Below are 21,896 nucleotides of genomic sequence, written 5' to 3'. Positions count from 1 at the left end.
GGCAACGATGCAGGCAGCGCAACACCGTATCGAGGACTGGCGGACGTTTTCCGCCGACGCGGCCAATGCGGCCATTGCCGCGGTAGCAATCGGCGACGGAGCGGTGGACGTTGAATGGAGCGACACGCGACGATCGTCGTTCCATTTCGACTGGCTGCGCGACAACTGCGCGTGCTCCGCGTGCGTGCATGCGGTCACACGCGAACAGGTGTTCGAGATCGCCGACGCGCGCGAGGATCTGTCGGCGCTCACCGTACACGTCGAAACCGACGGCGCACTGCATGTCGAGTGGAACGACGGGCATCGCAGCGCGTGGTCGCCGGGCTGGTTGCGCGCGCATGCGTACGACGACGCGTCGCGCGCCGAGCGCCAGGCCGCGCACGGGCGGCACGTGTGGGCCGGTGACGATGCGACGGCGATCGGCGTGTTCGCGTGGCGCGACGTGATGGAGGACGAAGGCGCATTGCTTGCGTGGCTCGCCGCGTTGCAGCGCACCGGGCTGACGCTCGTCGAAGGCGTGCCGGCCGAGCGTGGCCGTGTCGACGAGATCGCGCGCCGCATCGGCCTGATCCGCGAAAGCAATTTCGGCGTGCTGTTCGACGTCGAATCGAAGCCGAGGCCGGACAGCAATGCGTATACGTCGCTGAACCTGCCGCCGCATACCGATCTGCCGACGCGCGAATTGCAGCCGGGCGTGCAGTTCCTGCATTGCCTCGCAAACGACGCGACGGGCGGCGACAGCGTATTCCTCGACGGGTTCGCGCTCGCAGACGCGCTGCGGCGCGAGCATCCGGCCGATTTCGAGCAGCTTGCGTCGACGCCGTTCGAGTTCTGGAACAAGAGTGCGAACAGCGACTACCGCTGTTCGGCGCCGGTGATCGGGCTCGATGCGCGCGGCAACGTGACCGAGGTGCGTGTCGCGAACTTCCTGCGCGGGCCGCTCGATGCGCCGGCTGGATCGGTCGCGGCTGTCTATCGCGCGTACCGGCGGTTTCTCGCGCTTGCGCGCGAGCCGCGTTTTCGCGTGCAGCGACGCCTGCGGGCGGGCGACATGTGGGCGTTCGACAACCGGCGTGTGCTGCATGCACGCACCGAGTTCGATCCGTCGACGGGCCGCCGGCATCTGCAGGGCTGCTATGTCGATCGCGACGAACTGCTGTCGCGGTGGCGTGTGTTGTCGCGTTCGGTGCCTGCCGCGGCCGTGCCGCGCTGACCGGCGGCGCACACGGCTTCATCTTGCACACACGCATGCTTCGCAGACGAAAAAGGCCCGGACGCCAGGCGCCCGGGCGAAGCCACCCGCTGCCGGGCGGCGGAGGTATGCGCTTCACAAAAAAGGACGAGCCCGCAAAGGGGCTCGTCCGGATACGGCTTCATCGCGCGACGCGCGGCGCCCGCCGGGGGCGCGTCGGCTTACTGGCCGAAGAAGATCGAATCGCGTGCGTTCGACGACGCCGCGGCAGCCGGGGCGCCCGAGTGGACGAGCGGAGCCGGTTGCGCGCCGTAGCCGCTGGCGTCGGCGCCATGAACGCGCGCTTCCGCGCTCTGGATGTCGTTCGGGTAGTACGGGCTCGACACGCCCGGCTTGTAGCCGGCTTGTTCGAGCTGGACCAGTTCGTTCTTCACTTGCGCGCGGGTCACGGTGCTTTGCGCGAATGCGCCGAACGAAGCGGACAGGGCGACAGCGGCAACGACTGCGGAAACGAGCGATTTCATGATGACCTCCGGTGTTTTATTGAGTTCGCTCTCGACACCATGTCTTAAGCGATTGATCAAATCTTAGTCATCGGATGGTTGAGGGTAAACGCTGATTTTGACGATAAATTGTTTCCTGGGCGGTAACAGTGGCGCGCCGAATCAGTCTTTCAGCCGGCTTTCTTTCCGGTTGATGTAATAAGTATGAAGAATGTTGCGGATCGTGACGCGCAGTTCAGTGCGCGTCGGCCGCCGTGTCGAACGGCCGGCCCGGCGAGCGCCCGGCCGGCGCGCCCGAGCTGAGGAAGCGCACGCCGGTCGCGGCTTCCGATGCTTCCCACAGCAGCGCCGCCGAAGTCACGTCTCGCGCCGCGCGCGGCACGCTCGCGGGCGCCGGCAGCCCGCGCGATTCGAACCAGCCGGACGGCCCGATATATGCGCCGCCGGCGAGATCGGGCGATGTCGCCGCGTGGATCGCGGGCAGTGCGCCCTGGTTGGCCGGCTGCGCGAGATAACGGTTCGCGGCGCGCATCAGCGCGGCGCGGGCGGGCGAACTGTCCATCGCCGGGCCCGCGAACTGCAGGTTGGTCGCCGCATAGCCGGGATGCGCGGCGACGCTGATCCCGGCGAACGCGGCGCGCTCGAAGCGGCGCTGCAGTTCGATCGCGAACACGAGGTTCGCGAGCTTGCTGTCGCAATAGGCGAGATAACGGTTGTAGCGATGCTCGGCGCGCAGGTCGTCGACGCGAATCCGGCCGCCGCGGTTCAAGCCGCTCGACATCGTCACGACGCGTGCGCGTCGCGCGGCGCTCAGCGCGGGTAGCAAATGGCCGGTCAGCGCGAAATGGCCGAGGTGGTTGGTGCCGAACTGCATCTCGAAGCCGTCGCGCGTGTGCCGCAGCGGCAGGAACATCACGCCGGCGTTGTTGCAGAGGATGTCGACGCGACCGTGGCGTTCGGACACGTCGGCCGCGAAGCGTTCGATCGATGCGAGATCGGCGAGGTCGAGCGCATCGACTTCGACATGCGCATCGGGATGGAGCCGGCGGATCGCATCGACGGCCTGCGCGGCGCGCGCGGCGTCGCGGCAGCCCATCACGACGGTCGCGCCTTTTGCGGCCAGCGTTTCCGCGAGCTGCCAGCCGAGGCCGCTGTTGGCGCCGGTCACGACCGCGACCTTGCCGCCCTGCGCCGGGACGTGGCGCGCGCTCCATGCATGCATGTCTGTCTCCATCGGCACGGCCGAACGACCGCGGCACGTAATCGTTACATTGAGTGGTGTAACGATAGTGCGTGCGGACGTGGCAGACAAGCAGGGGAATTAGACCGGCGCTTCTAGGGGCGACGCGCGGCGTGGTGCAGCGGGCCGCGGTACGCGGCTGGCAGGATTTACCTGCCCCCGGCGAGGCCGAGCACTTCGGCGGCGGAGATCATCGCGGCCGCGTTCGCGGGCGCCGGGCGTTCGGCCGGGCGGAAGACTTCGTCGCCGCGATGGATGACCTGGCGCGACAGTGCGCAGGTGCCGGTGCGCTGCGCGAAGCGGCGGCGCCAGCGCTGTTCGCCGTAGTGACAGCGGCCGGGTTCGACCCAGCGGACGACGAGCAGCGTATCGGACTGTTCGAGGATTTCGACGTGGACGTCGGGGGGATCGAGCACAGGCAGGGATTGGGAGGCCTTCATTTTGCCGTTTCCTAAAGCTCGTGCGGTTCGGTCGTGGCAGTGGATGTCACTACCCGATGGCGAATCCGTAGCGGGTTCCATGAGTGGTGCGCTAAATGTAAGCGTCTGTGACCGGAAAAAACATCCTGTCTGGCTCAAATTACCTTTTGCCGATTTAGAAACAATCCACGCTCATTTTTCTGGGGATCCACGGACAAAAACGCCCCGGACGGAAAGTCCGGGGCGGAAAATCGGCCCGCGCGCCGTGTCTGCTCGCCCAGACACGGAATACATCGCCGGGGGACGGAGTGCCCGCAGGGATCGAACGCGGGCGGGGAGGCGATGTATCGGAAGCGCGGTCCGGCAACGCCATGATGGCGCGTGCATCCCGTTGAGACCCTGACGCGAACATGACTTTTTTGCCAGTTTGGCGCGGCAACCGCGCCGGGCGTGTGCGAAAAACCGGCCGAGAAGCCCGCCGGCATTGGGCCTGCGTGAATCCGAAAGCGCGCTGCCATGGCCGGTCGAGCACCGGATTCTTGTCCATCCGCCGGATTTACCTGCCCGGGTAAATACTGAATCCCAAATTCGTGACAAACGCGCGATCACTCCCTATGATTGGTTGGACCTTTAGTCCTTTGTGCCAATCGGCCGACTGGCGGCCGGCTTTTACGGGAGAGGTGCTCATGAGATTGCAGGGCAAGCGGGCGCTGGTGACGGCGGCCGGGCAGGGCATCGGCCGCGCGACCGCGCTGCGGTTCGCAAGCGAGGGTGCCGACGTGCTGGCGACCGACATCAACGAAGCCGCGCTCGTGCGGCTCGCGGCCGACGCCGAACGCGCGGGCGGCCGGCTGACCACGCGGCGGCTCGACGTCACCGACGCGAACGACGTCGCGGCGCTCGCCGCGAGCGAACGCGCGTTCGACGTGCTGTTCAACTGCGCGGGCTACGTGCATCACGGCTCGATCCTCGACTGCGACGACGACGCGTGGGCGTTTTCGCTGAACCTGAACGTCACGTCGATGTACCGGCTGATCCGCACGCTGCTGCCCGCGATGCTCGCGGCGGGCGGCGCGTCGATCGTCAACATGTCGTCGGCCGCGTCGAGCGTGAAGGGCGTGCCGAACCGCTTCGTGTACGGCACCACCAAGGCGGCCGTGATCGGCCTGACCAAGGCGGTGGCCGCCGATTTTGTCGGTCAAGGCATTCGTTGCAACGCGATCTGCCCCGGCACGGTCGAGTCGCCTTCGCTCGAGGCCCGTATCGCCGAGCAGGCGCGGACGCAGAACACGACCATCGACGCGGTGCGCGCCGCCTTTGTCGCGCGCCAGCCGATGGGGCGCGTCGGTACGGCGGACGAGATCGCCGCGCTGGCAACCTATCTGGCATCCGACGAGTCCGCATTTACCACCGGCGCCATTCACCTGATCGACGGCGGCTGGTCAAACTGACCGTGTCAAGCTGACCGCGCCTTCCCATTCACTTTCCGTTTCGGTTCAGACGATATGAAACTGCTGAGATTTGGCGACAAACACCATGAAAAACCGGGCCTGCTCGATGCGCAGGGCCACATCCGCGACCTGTCCGGCGTGATCGACGACATCGCCGGCGACGCGCTGTCGCCGGCCTCGCTCGCGCGGCTGCGCGACATTCCGCCGTCGTCGCTGCCGCTCGTCGAAGGCACGCCGCGGCTCGGCGCGTGCGTCGGGCGCGTCGGCAAGTTCATCTGCATCGGGCTCAACTATTCCGATCACGCGGCCGAATCGGGGATGGAGGTACCGAAGGAGCCCGTCGTGTTCGGCAAGTGGACGAGCGCGATCTCGGGGCCGAACGACGACGTCGAGATCCCGCGCGGCTCGGAGAAGACCGACTGGGAAGTCGAGCTCGGCGTGGTGATCGGCCGGGGCGGCCGCTATATCGACGAAGCCGACGCGCTGTCGCACGTCGCCGGCTACTGCGTCGTGAACGACGTGTCGGAGCGCGAATACCAGCTCGAACGCGGCGGCACGTGGGACAAGGGCAAGGGCAACGACACGTTCGGGCCGCTCGGCCCGTGGCTCGTGACGGCCGACGAAGTGCCCGATCCGCACGCGCTGCGGCTGTGGCTCGACGTCGACGGCCACCGCTACCAGAACGGCTCGACCGCGACGATGGTGTTCCGCGTGCCGCACCTGATCAGCTACCTGAGCCGCTTCATGAGCCTGCAGCCGGGCGACGTGATTTCCACCGGCACGCCGCCGGGCGTCGGCCTCGGGCAGAAGCCGCCCGTCTACCTGCGCGCCGGGCAGGTGATCACGCTCGGCATCGACGGGCTCGGCGAGCAGCGCCAGCGCACCGTGCAGGCCTGATTTCCTTTAACGGACGGTTCGTCATGCCTATCATTCGATCGATGCGCGTCCTCGACGTGCGCTTTCCGACCTCGCGCCAGCTCGACGGCTCCGATGCGATGAATCCGGACCCCGATTATTCGGCGGCCTACGTCGTGCTCGAAACCGACCGCGACGGGCTCGAAGGTCACGGGCTCACGTTCACCATCGGGCGCGGCAACGAAATCTGCTGCGCGGCGATCGACGCGATGCGCCACCTCGTCGTCGGCCTCGACCTCGACTGGATCCGCGAGGACATGGGCCGCTTCTGGCGGCACGTCACGTCGGACAGCCAGTTGCGCTGGATCGGCCCCGACAAGGGCGCGATCCACCTGGCGACCGGCGCCGTCGTCAACGCGGTGTGGGATCTGTGGGCGAAGGCGGAGGGCAAGCCGCTGTGGCGGCTCGTCGCCGACATGAGCCCTGAGGAGCTGGTGCGCGCGATCGACTTCCGCTACCTGACCGACTGCCTGACGCCGGACGAAGCGCTCGACCTGCTGCGCCGGCAGGCGCCCGGCAAGGCCGCGCGGATCGCGACGCTGGAGCGCGACGGCTACCCGTGCTACACGACGTCGGCCGGCTGGCTCGGCTACAGCGACGACAAGCTGCGCCGGCTGTGCCGCGAGGCCGTCGACGCGGGGTTCGACTACGTGAAGCTGAAGGTCGGCGCGAACCTCGAGGACGACATCCGCCGCGTGACGATCGCGCGCGAGGTGATCGGCCCCGAGCGCAAGCTGATGATCGATGCGAACCAGGTGTGGGAAGTCGACGAGGCGATCGACTGGGTGCGCGAGCTCGCGTTCGCGCGGCCGTGGTTCATCGAGGAGCCGACGAGCCCCGACGACGTCGAAGGGCATCGCAAGATCCGCAAGGCGATCGCGCCCGTGCAGGTCGCGACCGGCGAGATGTGCCAGAACCGCGTGCTGTTCAAGCAGTTCATCGCGCGCGGCGCGATCGACGTCGTGCAGATCGACGCGTGCCGGCTCGGCGGCGTGAACGAGATTCTCGCGGTGATGCTGATGGCCGCGAAGTACGGGCTGCCCGTGTGCCCGCATGCGGGCGGCGTCGGGTTGTGCGAGTACGTGCAGCACCTGTCGATGATCGACTACGTGTGCATTTCCGGCACGAAGGAAGGGCGCGTGACCGAATACGTCGATCACCTGCACGAGCATTTCGTCGAGCCGTGCGTGGTGCGCGGCGCGGCCTACATGCCGCCGACGGCGCCCGGTTTCTCGATCGAGATGAAGCCCGAATCGCTGGAGCAGTACCTGTTCCGCGGCTGAAGCACGGCGACGCACGTTGCACGACGCGCGTCGTGCGCGGCGACAACATGAACGACGGAGACGCGAAGTGGATTTGAACCTGCAAGACAAGGTCGTGATCGTGACCGGCGGTGCCTCGGGCATCGGCGCCGCGATCTCGATGCGGCTCGCCGGCGAAGGCGCGATTCCGGTGGTGTTCGCGCGCCACACGCCCGACGACGCGTTCTGGCGCGAGCTTGTACAGAGGCAGCCGCACGCCGCGTGCGTGTCGGTCGAACTGCAGGACGACGTGCAATGCCGCGATGCGGTCGCGCAGACCGTCGCGCGTTTCGGCCGCATCGACGGCCTCGTCAACAACGCGGGCATCAACGACAGCATCGGCCTCGACGCCGGGCGCGACGCATTCGTCGCGTCGCTCGAACGCAACCTGATCCACTACTACGTGATGGCGCACTACTGCGTGCCGCACCTGAAGGCGGCGCGCGGCGCGATCGTCAACATCTCGTCGAAGACGGCGGTCACCGGGCAGGGCAACACGAGCGGCTATTGCGCGTCGAAGGGCGCGCAGCTCGCGTTGACGCGCGAATGGGCCGTCGCGTTGCGCGACGACGGCGTGCGCGTGAACGCGGTGATCCCGGCCGAGGTGATGACGCCGCTTTACAGGAACTGGCTCGCCGGCTTCGACGATCCCGATGCGAAGCTCGCCGAAATCGCCGGCAAGGTGCCGCTCGGCAAGCGCTTCACGACGGCCGACGAGATCGCCGATACGACCGTGTTCCTGCTGTCGGCGCGCGCATCGCACACGACGGGCCAGTGGCTGTTCGTCGATGGCGGTTATACGCATCTCGACCGCGCGATCGGCTGAATGCACCGGAACCCCGACCCCATGCAACCCGACCCGAACCTGAACGCCGCACCGCCGCTGATTGCGTTGAGCGGCATCGGCAAGCGCTTTCCGGGCGTACAGGCGCTCGACGACTGCCGTTTCGACCTGCATGCCGGCGAAGTGCATGCGCTGATGGGCGAGAACGGCGCCGGCAAATCGACGCTGATGAAGATCCTCGCGGGCGTGTATCAGCGCGACGACGGCGAAATCCTGATGGAGGGCCGCGCGGTGGAGATCGCCGATCCGCGCGCTGCACAGGCGCTCGGGATCGGCATCATCCATCAGGAACTGAACCTGATGAACCACCTGAGCGTCGCGCAGAACATCTTCATCGGCCGCGAGCCGCGCGGCCGCTTCGGCGTGTTCGTCGACGAAGACAAATTGAATCGCGACGCGGCCGCGATCTTCGCGCGGATGCGGCTCGATCTCGACCCGCGCACGCCGGTCGGCCGGCTGACGGTCGCGAAGCAGCAGATGGTCGAGATCGCGAAGGCGCTGTCGTTCGACTCGCGCGTGCTGATCATGGACGAGCCGACCGCCGCGCTCAACAACGCGGAGATCGCCGAGCTGTTCCGCATCATCCGCGATTTGCGCGCGCACGGCGTCGGCATCGTCTACATCTCGCACAAGATGGACGAACTGCGCCAGATCGCCGATCGCGTGACCGTGATGCGCGACGGCAAGTACGTCGCGACCGTGCCGATGGCGGAAACGTCGATGGACGCGATCATCGCGATGATGGTCGGCCGCCAGCTCGATGCGGAGCACCGCACGCCGCCCGATACGTCCGCGAACGACGTCGCGCTCGAAGTGCGCGGGTTGTCGCGCGGCCGCGCGATTCGCGACGTCGGCTTCACGCTGCGGCGCGGCGAGATCCTCGGCTTCGCGGGGCTGATGGGCGCGGGCCGCACCGAGGTCGCGCGCGCGGTGTTCGGTGCGGACCCGGTCGACGCGGGCGAGATCCGCGTGCACGGCAAGACCGTGACGATCCGCACGCCGGCCGACGCGGTCGCGCACGGGATCGGCTACCTGTCCGAGGATCGCAAGCACTTCGGGCTCGCGGTCGGGATGGACGTGCAGAACAACATCGCGCTGTCGAGCATGCGGCGCTTCGTGCGCCGCGGCTTGTTTCTCGATGCGCGCAAGATGCGCGACACCGCACAGGCGTACGTGCGGCAGCTCGCGATCCGCACGCCGTCGGTCGCGCAGCCCGCGCGGCTGCTGTCGGGCGGCAACCAGCAGAAGATCGTGATCGCGAAGTGGCTGCTGCGCGACTGCGACATCCTGTTCTTCGACGAGCCGACGCGCGGCATCGACGTCGGCGCGAAAAGCGAGATCTACAAGCTGCTCGACGCGCTCGCCGCCGACGGCAAGGCGATCGTGATGATCTCGTCGGAACTGCCCGAGGTGCTGCGCATGAGCCACCGGATTCTCGTGATGTGCGAAGGCCGCGTGACCGGCGAATTGCGCGCGGCCGACGCCACGCAGGAAAAGATCATGCAGCTCGCGACGCAGCGCGAGTCGACCGTATTGTCCTGATTCAGACGCTTACCCGATCATGTCCAACGATACGCATCCCGTTCCGCCCCTCGCTTCCGGCGATTCGCCGGCCGGCGCATCCGGCTTCCGCGCCCGCTTCTTCAACCCGGCCGCGCGGCAGAAGCTGCTCGCGTTCGCGAGCCTCGTGCTGCTGATCGTGTTCTTCAGCATCGCGTCGCCGAACTTCCTCGAAGTCGACAACCTCGTCACGATCCTGCAGGCAACCGCCGTGAACGGCGTGCTGGCCGTCGCCTGTACGTACGTGATCATCACGTCTGGCATCGACCTGTCGGTCGGCACGCTGATGACGTTCTGCGCGGTGATGGCCGGCGTCGTGCTGACGAAGTGGGGGATGCCGCTGCCGCTCGGGATCCTGGCCGCGCTGTGCTTCGGCGCGCTGTCCGGCTGCGTGTCGGGCTTCGTGATCGCGAAGATGAAGGTGCCGCCGTTCATCGCGACGCTCGGCATGATGATGCTGCTCAAGGGGCTGTCGCTCGTGATCTCGGGCACGCGGCCGATCTATTTCAACGACACGCCGGGCTTCACGTCGATTGCGCAGGATTCGCTGATCGGCAACCTGATTCCCGCGCTGCCGATTCCGAACGCGGTGCTGATCCTGTTTCTCGTCGCGGTCGGCGCATCGATCGTGCTGAACCGGACGATCTTCGGCCGCTACACGTTCGCGCTCGGCAGCAACGAGGAAGCGCTGCGGTTGTCCGGCGTGAACGTCGACGCGTGGAAGATCGCGGTCTACACATTCAGCGGCGCGGTGTGCGGGATCGCCGGGCTCCTGATCGCGTCGCGGCTGAATTCCGCGCAGCCCGCGCTCGGGCAGGGCTACGAGCTCGATGCGATCGCGGCCGTCGTGATCGGCGGCACGTCGCTGTCGGGCGGCGCGGGCAGCATCGTCGGCACCATCATCGGCGCGTTCATCATGAGCGTGCTGACCAACGGCCTGCGCATCATGTCGGTCGCGCAGGAATGGCAGACGGTCGTGACGGGCGTGATCATCATCCTCGCCGTCTACGTCGACATCCTGCGCCGGCGCCGCCGCTGACGCGCAAGAGCATCCGCTTCACCGCCGGCCCGGCCGGCATCCCAGCAGATACCAACCAAGGAGACGCGAAGTGATCAGGAGCAAGGTGTTGAACGCGATCGTCGGGCTGACGTTCGCCGTCGGCGTGACGGCCGGCGCGCAGGCGCAGGAAACCTACATCCCGCTGATCTCGAAGGGCTTCCAGCATCAATTCTGGCAGGCCGTGAAATCGGGCGCGATGCAGGCCGCGAAGGACTACAAGGTGAAGGTGACGTTCGAAGGGCCCGAGACCGAGGCGATGGTCGACAAGCAGATCGACATGCTGTCGGCCGCGATCGCGAAGAAGCCGGCCGCGCTCGGTTTCGCGGCGCTCGACAGCAAGGCCGCGCTGCCGTTGCTGAAGAAGGCGCAGGCCGAGAAGATTCCGGTGATCGCGTTCGACTCGGGCGTCGACAGCGACATCCCGGTGACGACCGCCGCGACCAACAACAAGGCCGCCGCGTCGTTGGCTGCCGACAAGCTCGCCGCGCTGATCGGCGACGAAGGCGAGGTGGCCGTGGTCGCGCATGACCAGACGAGCCGCACCGGCATCGACCGCCGCGACGGCTTTCTCGAACGCATGAAGTCGGCGCACCCGAAGGTGAAGGTCGTGACCGTGCAGTACGGCGAAGGCGACCAGCTGAAGTCGACCGAGGTGACGAAGTCGATCCTGCAGGGGTATCCGAAGCTCAAGGGCCTGTTCGGCACCAACGAAGGCTCGGCGATCGGCGTGGTCAACGGCGTGCGCGAGATGAAGCGCAAGGTCGTGATCGTCGGCTACGATTCCGGCAAGCAGCAGAAGGACGCGATCCGCAGCGGGCTGATGGCCGGCGCGATCACGCAGAACCCGGTCGGGATCGGCTACAAGACGGTCGAGGCGGCCGTGAAGGCGATCAAGGGCGAGAAGCTGCCGAAGGTCATCGATACCGGTTTCTATTGGTACGACAAGACAAATATCGACGATCCGAAGGTCGCGGCGGCGTTGTACGACTGATTGCCGTGTCATGGCGTCGCCGCCCGCGGCGGGTAGCGGGCGCGGCGAACGCGGCGGCGAGTGGCGGCATGTGACGGCGGAACACGAGGACACCATGGGCGCAGTGCGTATCGATTCCCATCAGCACTTCTGGCGTTATCGCGCGGCCGACTATCCGTGGATCGGCGCCGGCATGGGCGTGCTCGCGCACGACTACCTGCCCGACGCGCTGTGGCCGCTGATGCATGCGCAGGCGCTCGGCGCGTCGATCGCGGTGCAGGCGCGCGCGGGGCGCGACGAGACGGCGTTCCTGCTCGATCTCGCGCGCGACGACGCACGCATCGCGGCGGTGGTCGGCTGGGAGGATCTCGGTGCACCGCAGCTTGCCGACCGTATCGCCGAATGGCGCAGCCCGAAGCTGCGCGGTTTTCGTCACCAGGTGCAGGACGAAGCCGATGCGGGCGCGTTCGTCGCGGATCCCGGCTTCAATCGCGGCATCGCGTGGCTGCAGGCGAACGGCTATGTGTACGACGTGCTCGTGTTCGAGCGCCAGTTGCCGGCCGTGCGCGCGTTTTGCGCGCGGCAGGATGCGCACTGGCTCGTGCTCGATCACGTCGGCAAGCCGGCGCTGGCCGAGTTCGAGCGCGACGAAACCGCGTTCGCGCGCTGGCGCGCTGCGTTGCGCGAACTGGGCGCGATGCCGCATGTCGCGTGCAAGCTGTCGGGGCTCGTGACCGAGACCGACTGGCGGCGCGGCCTGCGCGCGCAGGACATCCGGCATATCGAGCAGTGCCTCGATGCGGCGCTCGACGCGTTCGGGCCGCAGCGGCTGATGTTCGGGTCGGACTGGCCCGTGTGCCTGCTTGCCGCGTCGTATGACGAAGTCGCGTCGATCGTCGAGCGCTGGGCCGAATCGCGGCTGTCGGCGGCCGAGCGCAACGCGCTGTGGGGCGGCACGGCCGCGCAGTGTTACGGGGTGCCGGCGTGAGTGCGCGGCTTCGTCGGACAACTGCCGGTGGGCACGGTGGCGTATCGATGGTTGCAGCCGCATCGATGCGCAGGCCGGCGCACGGGCCCCGGCATATAAAATAGGCGCGAACGGTCTGCGCGATTCGTCGGACCGAAACCGATTACCAGCGTCAAACGTATGTCCATCCAGCCGATTCAGAACCGCCGCCTCTACCAGCAGATCGCCGACAAGCTCAGTGCGATGATCGAGTCCGGTGATTTTCCGCCGGGCAGCTATCTGCCGCCCGAGCGCGAACTGGCCGAACGGTTCGGCGTGTCGCGCACGTCGGTGCGCGAAGCGCTGATCGCGCTCGAAGTGAGCGGGCTCGTCAGCGTGCGCGTCGGCGACGGCGTGAAGGTGCGCCACCCCGAAGCGGCCATCGTACCCTCGCCCGAGCCCGAACCCGAAACGAAGGCCGCGCCTTTCACGATCGTCGAGATCGATCCCGAACTCGGCATCGCGCTCGACCTCGACACCGAAATCCCGCCGTTCGCGCTATTGCAGGCGCGCCGCCTGATCGAACCGGAAGCCGCGTCGCTCGCCGCGCAGCACGGTTCGGACGAGCAGATCGAAGGGATCCACGAAGCGTTCCTGCGCAATCAGGACGACAACCGCAGCGGTTCGCTCACGCATCCGGGCGACCGGCTGTTCCATATCCGCATCGCGGAGGCGAGCGACAACCCCGCATATGCGTTGATGATCAAGCAGTTGCTCGCGCACAAGTACGACCTGATGTTCCAGCGGCTGCAGTCGCTGTACATGCCGAACGACATGCCGCACCGGTCGGAACTGGAACACCGCGCGATCCTCGACGCGATCCGCGCGCGCGACCCGGAGGCCGCGCGCCGCGCGATGGCCGACCATCTCGACGAAGTGATCCGCATCTTCGGCCGCGCGCTCGACTGAGCGCGTGCGTTGATCTTCTACGCGCTCGGAATCAGAAGCGGTCGGCGCGATAGGGCGCCGGATCGGTGAAGGGCGTCTCGCCCGTCATCATCTCGGCCAGCAGCCGGCCGGTGACGGGGCCGAGCGTCAGCCCGTGATGGTTGTGCCCGAACGAGAACCACAGCCCGCGATGCGCGGGCGCGGGGCCTATCACCGGGCGCATGTCGGGCGTGCATGGCCGGAAGCCGAGCCACGGCTGCGGGTCGAGCCGCTCGCCGAAGCCGAACACGGGCCGCGCGACGCGTTCCGCGCGTTCGAGCTGCACGCCGGTCGGCGGCACGCCGCGCCGCGCGATCTCGACGCCGGTCGTCAGCCGCAGCCCGCGCCGCATCGGCGCGATCACGTAGCCGTATTCGCGATCGACGATCGGCGCCGACGGCACGCCGCGCGCGGACGGCGCGTAGTGCATGTGATAGCCGCGCTTCTCGCGCAGCGGAATCTTGTAGCCGAACTTGCCGAACACCGTGTCGGACCACGGGCCGAGCGCGACGACGACGGCCGGTGCGGCAGCCGTGCCGTCCTGCGTGCTGACCTGCCAGCCGGGCGACAGCGCGTCGAGGCTCGCGGCGTCGCCGGTCAGCAGCGTGCCGCCGCCTTGCACGAAGAGCTGCGCGTACGCTTTGACGAGCGCGGACGGATCGACGACGCTTTTCGGATCGAGCCAGTGCAGCGCGCCGCAGAAGCCCGGTGCGAGGCTCGGTTCGTGCGCGAGCAGCGCGGCGGCATCGAGCGGCGTGATGCCGAGCCCGTGGCGGCGCGCGGTGAGTCCTGCCTCTGCCACGCTGCGTTCGAACGCGGCCGGCGTGCGAAAGGCTTCGAGCCAGCCGCTCGCGCGCACGAGTTCCCCTGCACCGGCCCGCGCGATCAGCGCGTCGTGTTCGACGACGCAGCGCTCGATCAGCGGCAGCATGTCGCGCGAGGCTGCCGCGTGACGCAGCGGCGCCGATTCCCACCAGAACCGCGCGAGCCACGGCGCGAACGCGGGCAGCGACGCACTGTGCCAGTAGAGATCGGTCGAGCGGTTCAGCGCATAGCGCATCAGCGTGAACGGGCTGCGCGGGAACGGATACGGTTCGATCGACGAGCGCTCGATCAGCCCCGCGTTGCCGAAGCTCGTGCCTTCGCCGGGCGCGCCGCGATCGACGAGGGCGACCTTGCGGCCGCGATCCTGCAGGTGCAGCGCGGCGGAGACGCCGACGATGCCGGCGCCGAGAACGATGACGTCGAAATCCATGGGGTGGAGATGGCGATTGATGGAGGTTGTACGTTAATGAATGGGCGAGACCCATGCCCAAAGGTTACGCCGACGTGCGACTGTCCGTCAGGATACTCTCGATGCCGTTCGATCTGCAGAACCAGGTCATGGCTTACCGGATTGGTGCTTCACGATTCGCGACATTGTGGAACGCGCCAAGGCGCGGCGTTCCTGGCGGAATTCTTGTCTTTCTGGCGTATGTCGACGATGGACAGTCGTCTCGCAAACGCGTAACTCCATGATTTAGAATGGGTTCGCCTGTTCTGTAGAGGGCGGCGTCCCAAGCCGCGGCCGGCGCGGGCGTTTCGTACGCGTTGGACGCACCGGCGGTGAGCGGGGGCTGCATCTGTCATGCTGACGATATTGGCCTCTTGAATTGATAGAGAAACAGGGATGAAACGAGAACCCGTGGCAGGCGTGCAGCCGGAAGTGTTGAGTTGGGCGAGGGAAACGGTCGGACTGTCGATCGACGAAGTCGCGACCATGCTTCGGATTCCGTCGAGCGAAGTGGCCGATTGGGAGGCGGGAACAGGCGCACCGACATACACCCAGCTCGAGAAGCTCGCGTATCAGGTTTTCAAGCGGCCGCTCGCCGTTTTTTTCCTTCCCGCTCCGCCCGACGAGAAAGTACCGCAGCGCGAATTTCGGACACTTCCCGAAGCGGACATGCGGTCGCTTGCCCGCGATACCTATCTGCAGATCCGACAGGCGCAGGCATTCCAGCTATCGCTGCGGGAGGTGTTCGATGGGCGCAATCCCGCGCGTGACATGATCTGGAAATCACTGGCCCTGTCGTTGTCGGAGCCCGTGCCCTTACAAGCCGGGCGCGTTCGCGATGCGCTCGGCATCAAGCTGGTCGAGCAGACATCCTGGCGCAACGACGAGCTTGCTCTCAAGCAATGGAGAAGGGCCGTAGAGGAAGCAGGCGTCTTTGTCTTCAAGTCGTCATTCAAGCAGCGCGAGATCTCGGGTTTCTGCTTGATGGACGATGCATTCCCGATCATCTATCTGAACAACGGCACGACGAAGACGCGCCAGATATTCAGTCTGCTGCATGAACTCGCGCACTTGCTCTTGAACATGAACGGCTTGAGCAAGCTCGCTCCCGGCTACATCGATGCGCTTCCTCAAACCGAGAGGAAGATCGAGCGATTCTGCAACGCGATAGCGGCGGAGGTACTGATCCCGCACGCAGCTTTTGACACGTTCGTGGTACGGCTTCCCGTCGATGTCGAGTCTGCCTCCGACGAGGCGTTCGCCGAGCTGGCGAGCCATTTTGGCGTGAGCCGGGAGGCTGTGCTGCGGCGATTGCTGGATCAGGGCCGAGTTGGCCAGGCTTTCTATGAACATAAGGCCGGGATCTGGTCAGCCCAGCAGAGAGAGGCAACGGGCGGGAGCTACTATGCAAATCAAGGTGCCTATCTGAGCGACCGCTTTGCCCGGGAGGTCGTCGGCCGTCACTATCGGCATCAGATCACGCTAGAGCAGGCTGCCGATTTTCTTGGCATCAAGCCGAAAAGCTTTGCCGGATTTGAAGAGCATGTTCTTCACGGGGCCGGTGCATGATCTATGTGTTCGACACCAGCTCCATTCGATCACTTCAGCATTTCTATCCACGTGTTTTCAGAAGCATCTGGGACGGCATCGAAAAACTCGTTGGCCAACGGCGTTTGATTTCGACCAGAGAAGTCTTGAACGAGATCGAGCGACAGGCCGTCAGTGCAGATGTGTTGGCGTGGGTGAAAGGCCATCGATCATTGTTCACGATGCCGAACGCGGATGAGCTGCGGTTTGTCGCCGCGATTTTGCGGGTCAAGCATTTTCAGGCGCTGATTGGCCAACAGCAGCGTCTTAAGGGAACACCGGTTGCCGATCCATTCGTCATCGCCTGCGCGAAGATCCGCCAGGGGACGGTCGTGACCGAGGAAGGATGGCAGCACGCGAATGAAGGGCTTGTCGTCAAACCTCATGCGGCGAAGATACCCAATGTCTGCGCGCATTTCGAGATTCCATGTATCGATCTCGAGGAATTCATGCACCAGCAGGATTGGCGGTTCTGATCGATGCAACGCCCGAACAAGGGTGGTATGTCGCGCGCGGCCGCCGGTTGGCGTTGCAGCGCGGATGCAAAGTCTCTGCTCCGCCGGGATGAGGGCGGGGTAGTGTGTGAGCTAGCCGCGCGCCCAATCTGCTGATCAATTCGCTGCCGACCATGCCGAACCGACAATGGATGCCGTGCTTATCACCATCGTCGCACGCAGCGAAAATTCTCCATACGTTCCGACGATTCTCGCGGGTGTTTCCCACTGGTTGGTCGCGCGACTTTGTACCTAAGATGAAGGAATCATGCGCGTGATACGGTGCCTGCGCGCGCATGGTTGAAGGCAGAGGGTAACGCCGGGGGGCAACGCCAGCGGATGTTTCCATCATGGATGCGAGAGTGTGCGCGGCGGCTGCCAGTCTTGCGACTGCAACGACGCCAACGGGCGCGGCGGCAATCGCCGCGCGGACGACGTCCGGCCGGCCCGGCCGGGTTGCTTCGCTGCGCCATGCGCTGATCGCAATCGTTTGCGTTCTCGGCGCGGCATCCGCCGTGCTCGCCGGGGCTCCCGCCGATGCGGGCGGCTCGCCTGACGCCGTGCGCATCGTCGCTGCCGCGAGCCCCGCCGATTCCGTCATTTCGTCACACGACTCCGCCGTGCGTCAGGTCGTGCTGGGCATCATCAGCTTCACGCACTGGCCGACGACGCCCGTCCGCCTGCACCTGTGCGTCACCGGCCGGCCCGACTACGCGCGCGGCCTGACCGACACGCTGCAGGCCGGCTCGACGCTGCTCGACGTGCAGCGCGTCCGCTTCGACGATCCCTCGCTGGGCATGGCCTGCGACGTCGTCTATCTCGGCACCCTGAGCGACGACGAGAGGACGCGGGTGAGAGCCGCGGTGGCCGGCCATCCGGTACTGACGATCTCGGAACACGATCCGTCCTGCACCGCAGGCGGCATGTTCTGTCTCAATGTCGACGGCGAACGCGTGTCGTTCGACATCAATCTCGACGCCGTGGCGCGCAGCGGCGTGCGCGTGCACCCGAACGTGCTCAATCTCGCGCGACGGCCGGGGGCGCCATGACACGGTTCGCGCCTCACTTTTCTCCTTCGCGCGTGCCGCGCCCGACGCTGCAAAGCGTGTTGCGTCGCGCACATCTGCGCCTCGCGTTCGTTGCCGTCGCGATGGCCGCCGTGTCGTTGATCGTGGTCGCCGTGATCGCATTGCGCGCGTATGCCGGCAACAACCTGAACCTGCTGGCGCGCTCGCTCGGTTATACGGTCGAGGCGGCGCTCGTGTTCGGCGACCGCGTCGCGGCGAACGAGGCGATCGCGATGATTGCCCGCGATGAGGACGTCGCGCAGGTGGTGGTCACGGACAGCAGGGGCCAGCCGTTCGCGACGTGGCAGTTGCCTGCCGGAAACGGGGTCGCCCGGCTCGAGCGCGGCGTCGCCGACCTTGCGCTGCCGGGGCCCGTGACGGTTCCGGTGATGCACGACGGCATCATCGTCGGTCACGTCGTCGTGCGCGGCCGCGGGCACCAGTTCTTCGGCTTCCTGCTCGGTGGCGTGGGCGGCATTCTCGGTTGCCTGGCGGTCAGCGTGATCGGCGCGTACGTCAGCTCGAAGCGTCTGCTGCGCAACATCGTTTCGCCGCTGCGCGCGCTGGTCAGCGTGGCGCACGCCGTGCGGCGCGAGCGCGCGTTCGCGCAGCGGGTCGAGCCCGTGGCGATCGCCGAGCTGAACGAACTCGGCGACGACTTCAACGCGTTGCTCGACGAACTCGAAGACTGGCAGAACATGCTGCGCGACGAAAACGCGTTGCTCGAATACAAGGCGACGCACGATGCGCTCACGGGCCTGCCCAACCGCGTGCAGTTCGAGTCGCGCCTGGCGCTTGCGCTCGGCGAAGCCCGGACGACGGGCCAGCGGGTCGGCATCCTGTATCTGGACTGCGACCGCTTCAAGGAGATTAACGATTGTCTCGGCCACGACGCCGGCGACGCGGTGCTGATCGGCATCGCCGAGCGACTGCGCGCACAGGTGCGCGAGGCCGATCTGGTCGCCCGCCTGGGCGGCGACGAATTCGCGGTGATGCTGTCGTCTGTGCGCGATGCGGGCAGCATGTGTCGCATCGCCGACGAGATATTGTCCGGCATGGCGCCGTCGATCGAGTTGTCCGACGGCCGCATGGTGGCCACCATGATGAGTGTCGGCATTGCGCTGTATCCCGACCATGCGTCGGACGCGAGCGGCTTGCTGCGCACGGCGGATGCGGCAATGTACCGGGCCAAGCGTGCTCGGCCAGGATCGTGGCAGTTGGCCGAAGGAGTTGCGGGACCGGTTTGATTGATCGCTTCGCGCTGCGGGCGAGGCCGCGGCAGCGGATGACAAAAAGCGCGCCCAATGCGGGCGCACTCGAAGGGGATGCGAAATGAACAACTCGTTTCCTGTGAGCACGGGGCGGATGTGCGTCGCGAGCGCGCTGCTGCTGTGTTTGCTGCTGGGGGGCTGCAAGACACCGCCGCTTCATCGTGGGCTGACGCAGACGCAAGTCACGACGCTCAAGTCGGCCGGTTTCCAGGAGACCGAACAGGGTTTCGAGTTCGGCTCGGCCGGGCCGATCCTGTTCGATTTCGATCGCTATAACCTCAAGCCGGATGTGCGGCGGATCGTCGAGCGGATCGGGCGCACGCTCAGGTCGGCGGAGATCAACGGGGTTCGGGTTTATGGGTACTCGGATCGGGAGGGGGCGGATGATTACGACTTCGAGTTGTCGAGGCGGCGAGCCGAGGTCGTGGCGATCGAGCTTGTCGATGTCGGGCTCGATGCGAAGCGCATTGCGATCGTCGGGAAAGGGAAGCGCGATCCGGTGGGGGATAACCGGACACCGGCGGGGAGGGCACAGAATCGGCGGGCGGCGATTGTGGTTTCGCCGCGGTGAGGAGAGGGGCGTCGCACACTGGTACGCAACGATTGCGCGTGGGTCGTCTGCCGACATGCAAGCTGCTCAGCCATGTTGCTGAAAGCACGGATATCGGTACTTCATGGTGCGGTCAGTTGTAACTGTTTGCCATCATTGACACGCAGACACCCGAGCGCTTGCCCACAAGCAGCTGGCCTTTATGTTCGCGGCATGTGGGGCGGATCATTGGATGAAGCGTCGATTGAAGACCGGAGGCCGCTGGATAAATTCGAAACGAGATTTTCAGTTGCCCGAATAGAATCGTTCCGCTCGATTTTTTGAACGCCGCATCGCGGTTTGGCGAACGCGGCGACGACCGGAACGTGTATGGCCATCGACCCCAAGGATTTGCTTCCGCACTTCGAACGCGAGATGGCGCTACTGCGTCGTTCGATGCAGACGTTCTCGCAGCGTTTTCCTAAAATCGCCGCTCGCCTGGCGATCACGGGCGAGTATTCCGACGATCCGCACGTGGAACGTCTGTTGCAGTCGTTCGCATTGATGTCGTCGTCTCACGACGTCCGCCTCGAGGATGATGTTCCCGCGTTTACGCACGGCCTTCTCGAGACACTGCACGGTGCGTTCCTGCGTTCATTTCCTTCCTGCGCGATTGCGCAATTTCATGGCGACCTGACCGGCAAACGGACCGGGCCCCATGTCATCCCGCGCGGCGAGCAACTGATCGCACCGGTCGGCCGGGAAGTATTTCGCATGACGGACGAAGTCACGATTGTGCCGCTGACCGTCTCGGCGGTGCGTTACGCGACATCGGCGATCGCGCCGCGAGACGCCGCGTTACCCGCCGAAACTTCCGGTTTGCTGACCGTCACGTTCGCGCTGACTTCGACGGAAGCCACGTTCGCGGTCGTGCCGGACCGGTTGCGTCTGCACTTCACGGGCGCGCGCGAGATCGTCGCGGCACTCACGGACGCCGCCTTGCTTCTTGCCGTGCGAGGTTTCGTCGAGACGGACGATTCCGGGCGCTGGAAGCGTCTCCCGACCATGCCGTTCACGGCCGTCGGCCTCGAGCCGATCGACGCGCTGCTCGATATGCCGCATGACGATGCCCTCGGGCCATTTCACCTGCTGATGGAGTACTGCGCCGTTCCGGAACGTTTCGACTTTGTCGACCTCGACATGCGCCCACTCAAGCGGGCCGCAGGCGGCAGTCGTCGCGTCGCGCTGCACCTGGCGATCGCGGGCGTGCATCCGGACTCTCATCGCGCGCAACACCTGGCCGCCGCGACGGCAGAGCATGTCCGTTTGTTTTGTACGCCCGTGATCAACCTTTTCCCGGATGCCGCCGAGCCGATCGAGACTCGTCCCGGTTGCGCGTATTACCCGGTGAAGCCGCTTGCGCAGAAAAACGCGTCGCAGACGAACATCTGGTCGATCGACACGGTTCGTCAGACTTCCGACGCGGACACGTCGATCCTGGCACCGTTCCATTCGCTGCAGCACGGCATGGGCACCCGTCCGGGGCTGTACTGGACCGTGTTGCGCGACGAGGCCCGGCGGGCGCCGAAGAAGCCCGTCGATCCCCAGGCCAAAGAGGCGGGCAAGAAACCGTCCCCGGACGAGATTGCCGACCTCCTCCATGGCGTCGAACTGGGACTGATCGACCGGGACGGCCAACCTGCCGATCCCGGGCGTCGCAAACTGGCGATCCGGCTGTCCTGTACCCAGGGCGACTTGTCCGGAATGCGGGAACGCGAACTGGCGTTGTGTGCGGGCGATCCGGTGGGGACGATCGCGCTGCTGAACCGGCCGACCCGGAGCCGGCCGCCCGCTTTCCGCTACGGAGAGCTGTGGAATGTATTGTCTTTGCTCGTGCCGCAGGCGATTCGCCTGGACAACGGCGGTCTGGCCCAACTGACGCGGCTCTGCGCCCGCTGGGCGGAATCCTCGGTCGACGGCGGGCGGCGCTTCGATGCGCTCGTCTCGTTGTCGGCCGCGCGCGTTCGGCGCTGGCTGCCCGGCAAGCCTGCGTCGGCGTTCGTACAGGGGCTCGAAGTGCGGTTGGTGGTCGACGAACAGCGTTTCGCCGGCTTCAGTCTTGGCGGGCTCGCGCACGTCATGGAGAGATGCTTCGCACCGCACGTGCCTGTAACAAGTTTCGTGCAGATTGTGCTGTTTTCAGCGCATACCGGTGCACTGCTTCGTCGCGGCCAACCGTGCCCCGGCGCCCAGCCGCTGGCCTAGTTTTTCGATTTTCGGGGCTCGA

General features: G+C 66.2%; 20 protein-coding genes. 16 read left to right on the top strand and 4 right to left on the bottom strand.

Annotated elements, in window-relative coordinates:
* Nucleotides 1-7: 7 nt before the first annotated feature.
* Nucleotides 8-1,213: a TauD/TfdA family dioxygenase gene (locus tag FPJ27_RS16135; RefSeq protein WP_204421790.1), complete on the top strand. Its 1,206-nt coding sequence runs from the start codon at nt 8-10 to the stop codon at nt 1,211-1,213.
* A 200-nt stretch (nt 1,214-1,413) separates the two neighbouring features.
* Here the strand turns inward: FPJ27_RS16135 and FPJ27_RS16130 are convergent, their stop codons facing one another.
* The 3 genes from FPJ27_RS16130 to FPJ27_RS16120 form a co-directional block, all read right to left on the bottom strand.
* Nucleotides 1,414-1,716: a DUF4148 domain-containing protein gene (locus FPJ27_RS16130; RefSeq protein WP_096473632.1), complete on the bottom strand. Its 303-nt coding sequence runs from the start codon at nt 1,714-1,716 to the stop codon at nt 1,414-1,416.
* A 214-nt stretch (nt 1,717-1,930) separates the two neighbouring features.
* Nucleotides 1,931-2,917, bottom strand: a complete 987-nt coding sequence (locus FPJ27_RS16125; protein ID WP_204421789.1) for an oxidoreductase — start codon at nt 2,915-2,917, stop codon at nt 1,931-1,933.
* Between the two features lie 167 nt (nt 2,918-3,084).
* Nucleotides 3,085-3,375, bottom strand: coding sequence for a DUF3331 domain-containing protein (locus FPJ27_RS16120; RefSeq protein ID WP_034180711.1), 291 nt, complete (start codon nt 3,373-3,375; stop codon nt 3,085-3,087).
* Between the two features lie 665 nt (nt 3,376-4,040).
* Between FPJ27_RS16120 and FPJ27_RS16115 the strand changes: the two genes are divergently transcribed.
* The 9 genes from FPJ27_RS16115 (at nt 4,041) to FPJ27_RS16075 (ending at nt 13,370) form a co-directional block, all read left to right on the top strand.
* Nucleotides 4,041-4,805, top strand: a complete 765-nt coding sequence (locus FPJ27_RS16115) for an SDR family oxidoreductase (RefSeq protein WP_072441916.1) — start codon at nt 4,041-4,043, stop codon at nt 4,803-4,805.
* A 54-nt stretch (nt 4,806-4,859) separates the two neighbouring features.
* Nucleotides 4,860-5,702 carry an ureidoglycolate lyase gene (locus FPJ27_RS16110; protein ID WP_065501325.1) on the top strand — a complete coding sequence of 281 codons (843 nt, stop codon included), beginning with the start codon at nt 4,860-4,862 and terminating at the stop codon, nt 5,700-5,702.
* Nucleotides 5,703-5,725: 23 nt separating this feature from the next.
* Nucleotides 5,726-7,003: an L-fuconate dehydratase gene (locus FPJ27_RS16105; RefSeq protein WP_204421788.1), complete on the top strand. Its 1,278-nt coding sequence runs from the start codon at nt 5,726-5,728 to the stop codon at nt 7,001-7,003.
* Between the two features lie 67 nt (nt 7,004-7,070).
* Nucleotides 7,071-7,847 carry an SDR family oxidoreductase gene (locus FPJ27_RS16100; protein ID WP_204421787.1) on the top strand — a complete coding sequence of 259 codons (777 nt, stop codon included), beginning with the start codon at nt 7,071-7,073 and terminating at the stop codon, nt 7,845-7,847.
* Nucleotides 7,848-7,868: 21 nt separating this feature from the next.
* Nucleotides 7,869-9,407 (top strand): sugar ABC transporter ATP-binding protein, encoded by a 1,539-nt coding sequence (locus FPJ27_RS16095; RefSeq protein WP_204421786.1) that lies wholly within the window; start codon nt 7,869-7,871, stop codon nt 9,405-9,407.
* Between the two features lie 19 nt (nt 9,408-9,426).
* Nucleotides 9,427-10,464, top strand: a complete 1,038-nt coding sequence (locus FPJ27_RS16090; protein ID WP_175962260.1) for an ABC transporter permease — start codon at nt 9,427-9,429, stop codon at nt 10,462-10,464.
* Between the two features lie 70 nt (nt 10,465-10,534).
* Nucleotides 10,535-11,476: an ABC transporter substrate-binding protein gene (locus FPJ27_RS16085; protein ID WP_204421785.1), complete on the top strand. Its 942-nt coding sequence runs from the start codon at nt 10,535-10,537 to the stop codon at nt 11,474-11,476.
* Nucleotides 11,477-11,570: 94 nt separating this feature from the next.
* A complete protein-coding gene (locus FPJ27_RS16080; protein WP_204421784.1) occupies nt 11,571-12,443 on the top strand; it encodes an amidohydrolase family protein in 873 nt (290 codons plus the stop codon).
* A gap of 159 nt (nt 12,444-12,602) precedes the next feature.
* Complete coding sequence (locus FPJ27_RS16075; protein WP_204421783.1) at nt 12,603-13,370, top strand: FadR/GntR family transcriptional regulator; 768 nt, start codon at nt 12,603-12,605, stop codon at nt 13,368-13,370.
* Nucleotides 13,371-13,401: 31 nt separating this feature from the next.
* Here FPJ27_RS16075 and FPJ27_RS16070 read toward each other — a convergent pair whose 3' ends face one another.
* Nucleotides 13,402-14,643 (bottom strand): FAD-binding oxidoreductase, encoded by a 1,242-nt coding sequence (locus tag FPJ27_RS16070; protein WP_204421782.1) that lies wholly within the window; start codon nt 14,641-14,643, stop codon nt 13,402-13,404.
* Nucleotides 14,644-15,057: 414 nt separating this feature from the next.
* On the opposite strand from FPJ27_RS16070, the gene FPJ27_RS16065 reads away from it, so the two are divergent.
* From FPJ27_RS16065 to tssF, 6 genes are all read left to right on the top strand, one after another.
* Nucleotides 15,058-16,230, top strand: a complete 1,173-nt coding sequence (locus tag FPJ27_RS16065) for an XRE family transcriptional regulator (protein WP_204421781.1) — start codon at nt 15,058-15,060, stop codon at nt 16,228-16,230.
* Nucleotides 16,227-16,724: a PIN domain-containing protein gene (locus FPJ27_RS16060; RefSeq protein ID WP_072441897.1), complete on the top strand. Its 498-nt coding sequence runs from the start codon at nt 16,227-16,229 to the stop codon at nt 16,722-16,724. Before FPJ27_RS16065 ends, FPJ27_RS16060 begins: the two co-directional genes overlap by 4 nt.
* A 368-nt stretch (nt 16,725-17,092) precedes the next feature.
* Nucleotides 17,093-17,791 (top strand): YfiR family protein, encoded by a 699-nt coding sequence (locus FPJ27_RS16055; RefSeq protein ID WP_204421780.1) that lies wholly within the window; start codon nt 17,093-17,095, stop codon nt 17,789-17,791.
* Nucleotides 17,788-19,056, top strand: a complete 1,269-nt coding sequence (locus tag FPJ27_RS16050; RefSeq protein WP_204421779.1) for a diguanylate cyclase — start codon at nt 17,788-17,790, stop codon at nt 19,054-19,056. The genes FPJ27_RS16055 and FPJ27_RS16050 overlap by 4 nt, the downstream gene beginning before the upstream one ends.
* A gap of 85 nt (nt 19,057-19,141) precedes the next feature.
* The gene (locus tag FPJ27_RS16045) at nt 19,142-19,651 is read left to right on the top strand and encodes an OmpA family protein (RefSeq protein ID WP_204421778.1); all 510 of its coding nucleotides are present in this window, start codon (nt 19,142-19,144) and stop codon (nt 19,649-19,651) included.
* A gap of 348 nt (nt 19,652-19,999) precedes the next feature.
* Entirely contained in the window at nt 20,000-21,874 is a 1,875-nt protein-coding gene (gene tssF / locus FPJ27_RS16040) for a type VI secretion system baseplate subunit TssF (protein WP_204421777.1), read from the top strand.
* Nucleotides 21,875-21,896 lie beyond the last annotated feature (22 nt).

Origin of the sequence: Burkholderia sp. MS455, assembly GCF_016899445.1 — a bacterium.
Lineage (GTDB): Bacteria > Pseudomonadota > Gammaproteobacteria > Burkholderiales > Burkholderiaceae > Burkholderia > Burkholderia pyrrocinia_C.
Note: the sequence above shows the minus strand (reverse complement) of the source record. Positions and strands in the feature narration are given on the sequence as shown.